The sequence below is a fragment of the Raoultibacter massiliensis genome (genome assembly GCF_900199545.1).
Lineage (GTDB): Bacteria > Actinomycetota > Coriobacteriia > Coriobacteriales > Eggerthellaceae > Raoultibacter > Raoultibacter massiliensis.
Genome location: NZ_LT962671.1, coordinates 1,567,967 through 1,580,099, shown reverse-complemented (window position 1 = coordinate 1,580,099; position 12,133 = coordinate 1,567,967). Strand labels below are relative to the sequence as shown.

The 12,133-nt window shown below is 60.7% G+C and carries 6 protein-coding genes; 4 read left to right on the top strand and 2 right to left on the bottom strand.

Going from position 1 to position 12,133, the window contains the following annotated elements; genetic code table 11:
• Nucleotide 1 precedes the first annotated feature (1 nt).
• Nucleotides 2-343 (top strand): 4Fe-4S dicluster domain-containing protein, encoded by a 342-nt coding sequence (locus C1719_RS11010; RefSeq protein ID WP_102375150.1) that lies wholly within the window; start codon nt 2-4, stop codon nt 341-343.
• Between the two features lie 1,026 nt (nt 344-1,369).
• Here the strand turns inward: C1719_RS11010 and C1719_RS11000 are convergent.
• Nucleotides 1,370-2,191 (bottom strand): SdpI family protein, encoded by an 822-nt coding sequence (locus tag C1719_RS11000; protein WP_102375148.1) that lies wholly within the window; start codon nt 2,189-2,191, stop codon nt 1,370-1,372.
• A gap of 700 nt (nt 2,192-2,891) precedes the next feature.
• Between C1719_RS11000 and rsgA the strand changes: the two genes are divergently transcribed.
• Together rsgA and pyrE are read left to right on the top strand one after the other, a co-directional pair.
• Nucleotides 2,892-4,334 carry a ribosome small subunit-dependent GTPase A gene (gene rsgA, locus C1719_RS15900; protein WP_219717857.1) on the top strand — a complete coding sequence of 481 codons (1,443 nt, stop codon included), beginning with the start codon at nt 2,892-2,894 and terminating at the stop codon, nt 4,332-4,334.
• Between the two features lie 111 nt (nt 4,335-4,445).
• Nucleotides 4,446-5,123: an orotate phosphoribosyltransferase gene (pyrE, locus tag C1719_RS10990; protein ID WP_102375147.1), complete on the top strand. Its 678-nt coding sequence runs from the start codon at nt 4,446-4,448 to the stop codon at nt 5,121-5,123.
• Between the two features lie 77 nt (nt 5,124-5,200).
• Here the strand turns inward: pyrE and C1719_RS10985 are convergent, their stop codons facing one another.
• Nucleotides 5,201-8,122, bottom strand: a complete 2,922-nt coding sequence (locus C1719_RS10985) for an InlB B-repeat-containing protein (protein ID WP_180963568.1) — start codon at nt 8,120-8,122, stop codon at nt 5,201-5,203.
• Between the two features lie 416 nt (nt 8,123-8,538).
• Here C1719_RS10985 and dnaE point away from each other — a divergent pair, with 416 nt between their 5' ends.
• Complete coding sequence (gene dnaE, locus C1719_RS10980; protein ID WP_102375145.1) at nt 8,539-12,000, top strand: DNA polymerase III subunit alpha; 3,462 nt, start codon at nt 8,539-8,541, stop codon at nt 11,998-12,000.
• The last annotated feature ends 133 nt before the right edge of the window (nt 12,001-12,133 follow it).

Below are 12,133 nucleotides of genomic sequence, written 5' to 3'. Positions count from 1 at the left end.
CATGGCTAAATTCGGAATCCTCGTGGACGCCCAGTGGTGCTCGGGCTGCCACTCCTGCGAGATCGCCTGCCAGATGGAGCACGGAATGCCTGTCGGCCAGACCGGCATCCAGGTTGTGAAGATCGGGCCGTGGCCCATCGGCGACGAAGCCGATAACAACTGGCAGTTCTCGTATCTTCCCATTCCGACCAAGCAGTGCGACACCTGCGCGGCGCGCCGGGGCCTTGGCAAAGTGCCCACCTGCGTGCAGCACTGCCAATCGAAGTGCATCGAGTTCGGTCCGCTCGACGAGTTGAACCAGCGCCTCGACGCGAAGCAGAAGACGCTGTTCGTCGTGGCATAGGTTCCGTTCGCTCACATTGATCGGGTGCCGGAGTCAACTCCGGCACCTTACGAAGGACAAGGAGATCGGCGATGTATAGCAAGAAGTACTATATTTTCTACGGACTGTTCTTTTCCTTGATCGTTGCGGCGATACTCTGCCTTGCGCTGACGTTCGCGCAGGGAATCGCCCATATCGACCCGATATTCTACCTTATCAGCTTTGCGATCGCGTTCGTCACCTCGTTCGTGGTGACGGCGGTCATCCCCTTGGCGCGCATTGCGGGAGCCGCCGCCGAGTACTACGATGCGAAACCCGGCACGCTTGGGTTCCGCATCGTGCAGAACATCTTCTTCAGCACGCTCATCATGTTCGTGCTCGGCATCGTCATGACGGCGTTCATGACGGGTGTGGGCATAACCGAGGCCGTCAATCCCATGACGGGTCTTGTCGATCCGGTCAACCTGTTCGACCGCTTCGCGGCGCTGTGCATCCAGTTCTGGCCGACCATCGTGATCGTGGCGTTTCTGTCGGATCCGGCGGCGGGCGGCTTGGCCAAGCTCTGCGTGAAGCCCGAAGACCGCTTCGCGAAAATCCCCGGCGCTGCTGCCGACGAGGTCGTNAGCCGGCGGGCCTTCGCGCGACGAAGAGTCCGACGGCGGGCGTTCGGTCAGCCTCGTGGACGGGTCCAATGCTACCGAGGACGAGGTGCAGGATCTGATCGATGCGGTGGCGGGCGCCACATGGAACACGCGCAACCGCATCATGGAAGAGCGGTTTTTGGCTGATCTCGACCGCGCGGGTGGCGCGAAGGTGCCCGCATTCAAGCCTCCGGGGGAAGCGATTCTGGGCGAGTGACCGGCGGTCGGAACCGCTTCCGAGCCCCCGCTCCTCGGCTGTCGAGCCGATGGCGGGAGACTGCGATCAGGGGCATGTTTTGCCCTGCGGCATGTCGTTGTTCGGGGCTTGCCGCGACTTGGGGTCGCGCTGTCCTGCGGCGCGTCCCGCTCTGCAGCGGCGCCCCGCTTCGGCAGCGTGCGCGCGCTGCTAACTTGCGTTTACCAGAACAACATAGGCGACGGCGCCGCTCGATGAGAGCATGCAGAAGGCGAATACCGCAAAGAGAATCGTTCGCATCGAGCGTGCCGCGTTTTCGATGGAGGCTGTCTTCTGCTGGTTTCTGGCAATGCGGTAGGCGAAGGTCAACAGCAGATTGCTCGCGGCCATGATTGCGGCGAAAAGAAAGATTTGGGATTTGGGCGCCCATCCGTCGGGGCCGCCGGCTGCGAAGTGGACGGCGATGGTGTCGGGAAGGGCGGCGAACCCGCAGAGCGCGATGATGAGCGGTGCAAGGCACAGCACGCCGAGCGCGATCCGCTCGACCGGGCTTAGCGGCGCTTGCTTTCGCAGGGGGGCGGTGTCGCCCTGCTTGCAGTTGGACATCGATGCGGTTTGGTCGAAATCCGTCGGCTCGGTTGCCTCCGCTTGAACAGAGGCGTTTTGGCCTTCGCGTCCTTTGCCGTCGAAACGCTTTTTCAGATCGCATTCCACTACGGGGACGATTGCGATGATCCCGATGAGCGGCAGCCCCATGTACAGGCATGCTGCCGCGGCGGATCCCGCATCGGTTGCGGTGAGCCCGGTTGCTCCGTCGAATGCGGCTAATGCGATCGCCGTTGCAAGGCACGCAAGTCCGACGACGGCCATCATCGTGCCGCCTTTCCTGTTCGCGTATGCCCACGCCTCGCGGCTCTGCATCGAGCGGGTGGTCCGATATCCGAACGTAGGGTTCGGGTCGAATGCGGTGTAGCGCATGAGCGCTCCCAATCCGATGAAGAGCAGGTCGATGACCAAAGCACCGAAGAGCATACGCGATTCCTTTCTTGAAACCCGGCATACGCGCGTTGCAGCCGCGACCGCCGATTATACACCTTGGAGTTTCAGCCCATCGCCGCCGCATCGGCATTCTCCGTTGCCATGTTTCAAGAGCAGTCTCATGACCGCGTCTGCTTCGAGTGCGGGGTTCCCGTGCTCTTTCGGCCGTTTGGCGGTGGATTTCTGCCTGGATCGCTTGCATTTGCTTTGTGCAACCTGTTACTATGTCCAAACGTTGTTTCCCGAAAGGGAATGTGAAAGGATTGATGTATGCCGGCGGTTGCGAAGGTCGCTTCCCTCTAAAACCTCATACCGCGGATGGCCGCATGGTGCAGATTTCGTTCTGCCCGCACGGCATCCGAACCGCCTCCGTGAAACCAGCCGCGCATATGCGCAACGAAGGCACGCTTGACGTGCTTTTTCTATGCCATCTGGCATGATACCCCTAATCGAACGATCCCGTTCTGACGGTTGCGAAGGCGCGTCGGGCGGGATTTTTCTTTGGCGGGAAGCCTTGCAGACAGGAAGAAATCAATGAACGGAATATTGAAGCACCAGGAGAGTACCAACAATGAACATGGAAAGATACGGGCTGAACCCTTTGCGGTTGCCCGAGAGCGCTACAGGAATACCAGCTAGAATCACCGCAGTTCACCGCGGTTTGTTCGAGATCGTATGCGAGGAGGGCGTTGGCATGGCTCGTCTTAAAAGGGGAGAGTACCGCGCATCCGAGTCGTGTCATCCTACCGTCGGCGATTTCGTGATGATCGACTGGGTGAAGGATGGCGAAAGCCGGATTCGGGAAACACTGCCGCGATCGACGTTTTTCGCGCGTCGCGATCCATCGTCTTCAGGACATGCCGAGCAGGCCGTTGCCGCGAACTTCGATTACGTTTTCGTCATGCAGGCTCTCGACGGCGATTTCAACGAGCGGCGCCTCGAGCGGTATCTGACGCTTTCATGGCAGTCGGGCGCTGTGCCTGTCGTCGTGCTCACCAAGGCTGATTGCGCCGAAGATGTATCGACCTGCATACAGATCGCCGAGAGCGTTGCGTTCGGCGTCGATGTGCGTGCCATCAGCGCAAAGACCGGGATGGGGCTCAGCGAGCTCGATCGCTACCTCGAGCCGGGCAAGACGATCGTGCTGCTCGGGTCTTCGGGCGTAGGCAAGTCGAGTTTGGTGAACGCGCTTTCGGGAGATGATCTCATGGCTGTCGGTGAGGTTCGCGAAAGCGACGGACGGGGCAGGCACACCACCTCCCATCGGCAGTTGACGCTTCTGGAAGGCGGAGCCATGCTGATCGATACGCCCGGCATGCGCGAGCTGGGCATGTGGAACGCCGACGAGGGTTTAAGCCAGGGATTTTCCGACGTCGAGGCCTATTTCGGCAAGTGCCGATTCAGCGATTGCCGCCACGAGGGCGAGCCGGGCTGTGCGATAGCGGAGGCCATACGCGAAGGCGAGCTTGCGCCCGAGCGGTGGGAAAGCTATCTGAAGCTTAAGATCGAAACGCGCCTTGCCGATGACAAGGAAGGGTTCTTGCGCGACAAGCGGCAGTGGGAGAAAAACCTTTCCAAGCTTGTTCGGCAGATGAAGCAAGTCGACCGCGAAGCCATGCAGACCGGTCGAACTCCGATGCGGCTCGGCCGTTTGGCAGAGCAAGGCGATCGGGCTTCGGCGGGAAACGAGCGGGAAGCGGTGCGGGATGGGTGCCCGCCGCATGCGCACTCTGCGGCGAAGGCCGATCGTGCGGCGCGGCGCGGTCGGCCCGATTACCGCCATGAGGCCTGCATCGAGAGCTTCACCTGCTCGGTGTGCGGAAGCGTGGTGGTGCCCGAGGATGCTGGAAGCGAGCATCGCAACCATTGCCCGCACTGCCTTTCGAGCGTGCATGTGGATAACCGCCCGGGCGATCGCGCATCTTTATGCCGGGGCGTCATGGAACCCATCGGAGTTTGGGTGCGCAAGAACGGGGAGTGGGCGATCCTCCATCGCTGCGCCTCGTGCGGCAAGATCGCCTCGAACAGGATCGCGGCCGATGACAACGCGATGCTACTCATGTCCATCGCGACCAAACCGCTGGCGAACCCTCCCTTCCCGCTTTGGGATATGGGCGCTGCGACGGCGAGCGGATAAACAGGTGCGAACCGCCGCCCGGTCTTGTATCATAGGGTCGTGCCGATCGGGTGCGATCCTATGGTTGGCGGCATTCGAATCAATAAGAGCGGAAACGAAGGGTAGGGCCGCATGGAGCAGTACAAGCAGGAGTTCATCGAGTTCATGGTGGAAAGCGAAGTGCTTAAGTTCGGCGATTTCACTCTGAAAAGCGGCCGAAAATCCCCGTTTTTCATGAATGCCGGCGCCTACGTGACGGGCTCGCAGCTCCATCGCCTCGGCCGGTACTACGCCCGTGCTATCCACGATTCGTTCGGGCTGAATTTCGATGTGGTGTTCGGCCCCGCTTACAAGGGGATTCCGCTGTCGGTTATCACCACGATGGCCTTGAACGAGCTTTACGGCGTTGAAGTGCGCTATTGCTCGAACCGCAAGGAAGCGAAGGATCACGGGGATGCGGGAATCCTGCTCGGCAGCGATTTGCGCGACGGCGATCGCGTCGTGATGGTCGAAGATGTGACCACGTCGGGCAAGTCGATCGAAGAGACGCATCCGATTCTCAAATCGCAGGCGGACGTCGACGTCAAGGGGCTCATGGTGTCGCTCAACCGCATGGAGGTCGGCAAAGGCGGCAAGATGAGCGCTCTCGACGAAGTGCGCGATCGTTACGGTTTCCCGACGGCGGCGATTGTGACCATGGAAGAGGTGACCGAGTATCTGCTCAACAGGGAGTGCCGGGGCAGGGTTGTCATCGACGACGCGGTGAAGGCGGCGCTCGATGCGTATTACGAAGAGTACGGCGTGCGCTAGGCACGATCTCGACCAAGCGAAAGGAGCCGCAGCTCATTGTGAACTGCGGCTCCTTTGCTGTTTTCCGGTGGCTTTTTCTAGTTGTTGCGGCGTTTCGCAATCGCGTAGGCTCCGCCAGCCGCGAGCAGGCCTGCTAAAGCAACGGCTGCAAAGGGCAGAATCGATACGGCATCACCCGTCCGCGCGAGCTTTGCCGCGCTTCCCGTTTTGCCCGAAGATCCATCGCCTGGCTTTTCGGGATCCTTCGGGTCGGGGTCTGCCGGATCGGGATCCTTCGGGTCGGGGTCCTCGGGATCGCCGGGATCGACCGCCTTCCAGATGGCGTGCAGATCCACGTCGTTGGCGGGCATGGAGAACCCGTCGGCGGGCGAATAGAGCGCCGTTTCGCTTGTGGGATCGGTGTGCCACCCGATGAACTCGTAGCCGTCGCGTGCAAGGGTGTTCTTGTCGAGCACTGATACGGGCTCTCCCGCAGCGTACTGCGCGCTCGGATGGGGATCGCCCGCGTCGTGGCCGTTGCCGTGGTAGGTTACAGTGTAGAGCACGGGTGCCGGAGGCTGGGCCTTCCATACGGCGTACAGGTCGACATCGCGTGCCGGCATGTTGAACGTGTCGGCTGCCTCGTATTCGGCGTCGGTTGCCAGCGGGTCGGTGCTCCAACCGAGGAAGTCGTGGTCGGTGAGCCCGAGCGTCGCCTCATCGGAGACCGTGACCTCGGCGCCTTCGACGTAGAACTGGGTTGCGGGCGGATCCCCCGCGTCGTTTCCGTTGCCGTGGTACGTCACTTTGTATGTGGTTGCCGGTGTGCCGCCCGTGAAGTTGATGTCGTAGTTGTTGAGCGGATGATGGGGCACGAGGCCCGCGATGCTGATGCTCGAGAATTCGATGGAGGGGTAGTCGGCGAATACCGTTGCGGGCGGAATGTAGGCCGCCGAGGCGGTGTTGCGGTCGAACACGGTATCAGGTCCGATGACCATCTGGCCCCAATGCGGCTCGTTGCTGTAGATGCCGCCGCCGCGCCCGTTGGGCGCGGAATTGTCTACGATGACGCTGTCGCCGCTGATGAAAAGCGTGACGGTTTTGTTCGCCTGCCCGTCGAAGAAGATGCCCCCGCCGCCTTTCTCCGATCCGAGCGCGGTGTTGCGCGCCACCGTACCGCCGTTCATGGTAAGCGAGGTGGGGTTTGCGGGCGTCGCAGCCGAGTACTCGGTGAAGATGCCCCCGCCGTTTTCGCCTGCCGTGTTGTCTACGACGGTAGCCTGGTCGTTCATCACGAGGCCGGCTCGGTTCGTGACCGCGATGCCTCCGCCGCTTGAAGTGGTTTCGTTGTCATGGACGGAGCTGGAGTCGTTCATGATCATGAGGTCGTTGCTCCAATGGGCTACGCCGCCTCCCCAGCCGCCTGCGGTGTTGTGATGGACGGAGCTCGTGTCGTGCATGGTGAATTCGGTCGAAATCGAGTCGATGCCGCCTCCGCTGCGCGTTGCGGTATTGTGATGGACCGAACTCGAATCGTACATGTCGAAGTAGGTGATCGATCCGCCGCCGAGATACATGCCCCCGCCGACTTCGGCAAAGTTCTCGGTGATGGTGGCGTTGTCGTACATTTTGAGCGTGGCGGTGGCCGTGTTGTAGCGGGAAACGCCGCCGCCTTGGTCGGCGGTGTTGTTCTTGATGAGGCTGCTGCCGGTCATCGTGAACGAGGGGTCGTTGCCCATCCAGTCCGAGTAGAGGTTCACGCCGCCGCCCGATTCCGCCGTATTGGCGTCGGAGGGATCCTCTCCGCCGATCACGCCTCCGTTCATCACGAAGGATGCGTTGCCGTATACACATACGCCTCCACCGCGGATGTCGGCTGTGTTGGCGCGGATCGTGCCGCTTTCCATGGTGAACACGGAATCGCCCTTGTACACCATGACGCCCCCGCCGCCGGCGCCGGTGTCGGTGTTCTTCTCGATGAGGGCCGAGCCGCTCATGGTAAACGAGCTGCCGCCGCCGACCGTGACTCCGGCACCGTAGTTCGAGGTGTTGCTGTTGCCCGTGATCACGCCCCCGGTCATGGTGAAGGTCGACGAGCCGTCGAGGTTGAGGCCGCCGCCGTTTCGGGCGTTGTTGTTCTCGACCGACCCCGATGACAGAGTGACGGTGCCGCCGGTTGCGTACACGCCTCCGCCTCCGCGGGTCGTATCAGACTTCGTCGTAGTGTTCGCCTTGATGGTGCCGCCTTCGATGGAAAGCGCTCCGCGGTTCACATGCACGCCGCCGCCGAAGGCGCTGCTCGTGCAGTTTTGGATCGTGGCTCCCGCTTTCAGGGTAAGCGTGCCCCGTTTGCCGTCGACGAGCACGCCGCCGCCGACGTTGCCGCCGTCGAGCGTGACGTTTTCGAGGATGAGGGACATGTCGTAGCTTGAGCTGCCGCCGTCAACGTCGAAGTGGCGCTCGTTCGCCGCCGTTTGCGTGATGGTGAAGGTGCTTCCCTCTTTCGAGGTCAACGTGATGACCCGATTGAAGGGGGCGTCGATAGCGCTCGAGACGGTAAAATCGTTCTGCAGCTCGATGGTTCCCGCCGAGCGGATGGGGATGTCCCACATCGCCTGCTGCAATTCGGTTTCGTTGGTGACCGGGATGGCGTCGGCGCGCAGCTCCGCTTCGGCACCGGCCGGCTCCCCGTCAAAAGTCAGCGCCTCGATTTCATTTGCATCCGATTTTTCATCGGATGGGGTTTCAGCGCCCGCATCGCCGTCGGCGCTGCCGCCGGGCGCTTGCTGTTCTGGTTGGCCGCCTGTTTCGGTCGGCTCGTCCTCGCCGGCGGCATCCATCTCGCCGAGCGTCGTCTCGCCGGCTGGCGGTTCGGTGCCCGCCTCCTCGGTAGACAGAGCGTCCACCGGGCCGATCCCGCCGGTTGAAGCCAGCGCGGATCCGCCGGAAACGCCCCAGAATGCAAGCATCGTCGCAAGGGCTATGAGGAGGAGCTTGGGAGGTCGTTTGATCGTCGGCATGTGTCTCCTTCGTCGTGTGCGTACCGCATGCACAGCATGCGCAAGCATAAAATATAACATCTTGCTTAAATAAAGGAAATATATTTCATATTATTATAAAAAAATACATCTGATTTGGTTTAATAATAAATATAAAGTTACATAATAAGTTATACAGATATGAGCACAGCATGCGAAAGCGAGATTGGCATCGCGTGATGCTGGACTTTTTCCGAGCGTTGGCCGTGCATGGGCCGAGATCCCTTTTTCCGCTGGCTTCGGGCGGTCGAAGTCGCCTGCGGAAGGCCTTTCGGCGGGGCGGCATCCGTCGGTTGGGGGCAAAAATCCACGCTTTATCCTCAGCGGTTGCGCCGGTAAGCTGCTATCATGGTGACGATACCAGAGAAGGCATACGAGAATTTGCAGAGGCACAAGATATGGCATTCGTTCACCTGCACAACCACACCGAATATTCCCTGCTCGACGGCGCAACGCATATCAAGGATATGGTGCGCCGTGCCGCAGAGCTCGGCATGCCCGCCGTGGCCGTTACCGACCACGGCGTCATGAGCGGCGTTCCCGAGCTGTGCGATGCATGCGACGCGGTCGAGGCTGAAACGGGTGTGCGCGTCAAGCCCATCTACGGGTGCGAAGTATACTTCACGACGGACGAGGAACTGCGCAAGGACACCAAGCCGAAGCTGTATCATCTGCTGCTGCTCGCTAAGACGAACGAGGGCTACCACAACCTCGTCCGCCTCGTATCGGAGTCGCATGTCGACAACTTCTACTACAAGCCCCGCACGACGTTTTCGATGCTCCAAAAATACGGCAAGGGCATCATAGGATCGAGCGCCTGCATTGCGGGCATCATTCCCAAAATGCTCGACGACCGCCGTTTCGACGATGCGGTCGAATGGGCCAAGAAGTTCGCGAGTTGCTTCGATCCGGGCGATTTTTACATCGAGCTGCAGAATCAGGGCATCGTGACCGACGCCGGATTCACGCAGACCGAGCTCAACCATCAGCTTACGAAGGTCGCGCAGACGGCGGGTCTGAAGACCATCGCCACCAACGACTTCCACTACCTTTTGCAGGAAGACGCTCGCGCGCAGGACATCATGCTCTGCATCGGCACGGGCTCTGCGGTCAACGACACGAACCGCATGAAGTTCGAGAACGACCAGTTCTACATGAAGACCGAAGAAGAGATGCGCGAAGCCCTCAAGGATTTCCCCGAGGCGTGCGACAATACGGTCGAGCTCGCCGCGAAGTGCGATGTCGTGCTCGAGCGCGATTCGATCTTGCCGCGCTTTCCCTTGCCGGAGGGAGAGACCGAGGAGAGCTACTTCAAGAAGCGCATCCAGGAGGGTCTTGTCAAGCGCTACGGCGAGCCCATACCTCCCGAAGCGCAAGAGCGTGCCGATTACGAAGCGGGCATCATCATCCAGCAGGGTTTCCCCGCGTACTTCCTCATCGTGCAGGAGTATATCGAGTGGGCGCGAAGCCAGGGCATCGGCGTCGGTCCGGGCCGCGGATCGGCCGCAGGCGCGATCGTCGCCTACGCCATGGGGATCACCGATCTCGACCCGCTCTCGAACGGGCTTCTGTTCGAACGCTTCCTTTCGCCCGAACGCGTGGAGATGCCCGATATCGACGTCGACTTCGAAGACGAACGTCGCGGCGAGGTGATCGAGCACATCAAGGAGGTCTACGGCGAAGACCACGTGTCGGGCGTTATCACGTTCGGCAAGCTGCAGGCCAAAAACGCCGTGCGCGACGCCGCGCGCGTGCTCGACTACCCCTACGGCGTCGGCGACCGTATCACGAAGATGATCGGCGACGAGCTCGGCATCACGATCACCGATGCGCTTGCGAAGAACCCCGACCTCAAGAAGGCCTACGCGACCGAAGAAGACGTCAAACAGGTGCTCGACGCCGCCCTCTCCATCGAAGGCCACGTTCGCGGCGAAGGCGTGCATGCGTGCGCCACGATCATCTGCCGCGATCCCATGAGCGATCACGTGCCCATGAAGCGCGATACCAAGGGCGGCGGCATCATCACGCAATATGACGGGCATTACACGCCCGACTTGGGACTTCTTAAAATGGACTTCCTGGGCTTGCGCACGCTCGGCGTTATCAGCCGCGCATGCCGCAACATCGAGAGCCGCTTCGGCGAGCACATCGTGCCCGAGGAGATCCCGATCAATGACGAGAAGGCGTTCGAGCTCATGCGCTCAGGCAATATGGACGGGCTCTTCCAGGTGGAGGGCGCACTTTACGTAAGCCTGTTCGCCCGCCTTCCCCCCAAACGCTTCTCCGACATCGTCGCCTCGATCGCGCTTAACCGTCCGGGTCCGCTCGAGTCGGGCATGGTCGACGACTACATCAAGGTGGCGAGCGGAAAGACATCGGTCCACTACTACGACGACCGTCTGCGTCCGATCCTCGAAGAAACCTACGGCACCATGGTCTATCAGGAGCAGATCATGCAGATCTCCATGGCCATGAGCGGCTTTTCTGCCGGCAAGGCGGATAAGCTGCGCAAGGCCATGGGTAAGAAGAAGCTCGATATCATGCGCCAGCTCCAGGAAGACTGGAACAGCGGCGCGGTCGAAAACGGGTTCTCGCTCGATATCGCCAAGCAGATCTGGGAAGATGCCGAGAAATTCGCCAAGTACGCGTTCAACAAGTCGCACTCGGCCGCATACGCCATTCTGGTTATGCGCACGGCTTACCTGAAAGCGTACTATCCGCATGACTTCATGGCTGCCGTGCTTTCGTCTTACATGGGCAACTCGGACAAGCTGATCAAGTACATCGCGAGCTGCAACCGTTCGGGCATTCCGGTTCTGCCGCCCGACATCAACGCGTCGAACCTGGAGTTCACGCCGACTGACGAAGGCGTGGTCTTCGGTTTGGCGGGTGTGCGCGGCGTCGGCGAGAAGGTGGCCGAAGAGGTTATCCGCGAACGCGAGCGCAACGGCAAGTTCACCTCGCTTCACGATTTCGTGAACCGAATGGATTCGAAGGCTTACAACCGCAAGACGCTCGAAGCGCTCATCAAGGCGGGCGCGTTCGATTCGACGGGTTACACCCGCAAGCAGCTCATGTACTTCATCGAGGAGACGCCGCTGCTCGAGGGTGCCTCGAAGCGGCAGAAGGATCGCGACATGGGGCAGGTGAGCATGTTCGACATGTTCGCCGACGATCCCGATTCGGATTTCAAGGAGGAGATCCCCGCGCCCGACAACGTCGAGTGGGACAAGCGCACCAAGCTCGCCTACGAGAAGGAGATCCTCAAGATCTACGTGTCCGACCATCCCTTGCGTCCGTACGAGGGGCTCATATCGCGTATGACGAAGTTCTCGCTCGGAGATTTGGCTGATCGCGAGAAGGACATCGCGAGCGCAACGTTCGTCGGCATGGTGTCGGCCGTCGTGACCAAGCTTACGAAGCGCGGCACGAAGATGGCTACGTTCACGCTTGAGGATACGACGGGACATGTGGATGCCATCTGCTTCAAGTACGATGATAACGCCGAGGCAATCCAGGAAGACGCGATCGTCAAGATAAAGGGCAAGTTCGAGCACAGCGACCGGGGCAATCAGCTCATCGCCTACGAGATCGAGGCCATCGAGCTTTCGGAAGACGACGTCAGGCCTTCGCACCTCGAGCTGAAGATCGCCTCGTCGGACTTCGACCAGAACGCTTCGATGCGCCTGAACCGCATCTTGAAATCATATCCGGGCCGCGACGGGGTGGTGCTGTTCATCAGCCAGGCCGACGGGCGCAAGTTCCGCGCAGAGCTTCCCGTTACCGTGGATGCCCGCAGCCAGATTCTGCGTTCGGAGATTCAGGATCTGTTCGGAAAGCCGGTGTGGATGGCTTCGTAGGAAACCGCTGTTTCGAGCAGCGGCGGGCGCGGGTTTGCCTGCAGCAAAGGGTTGTTTCGCACCGGCATTTCGCCCTATACGCGCTCCTTTGGCGATGGCGGCATCACAAAATGCTGACGATTCGGCTGTTCCG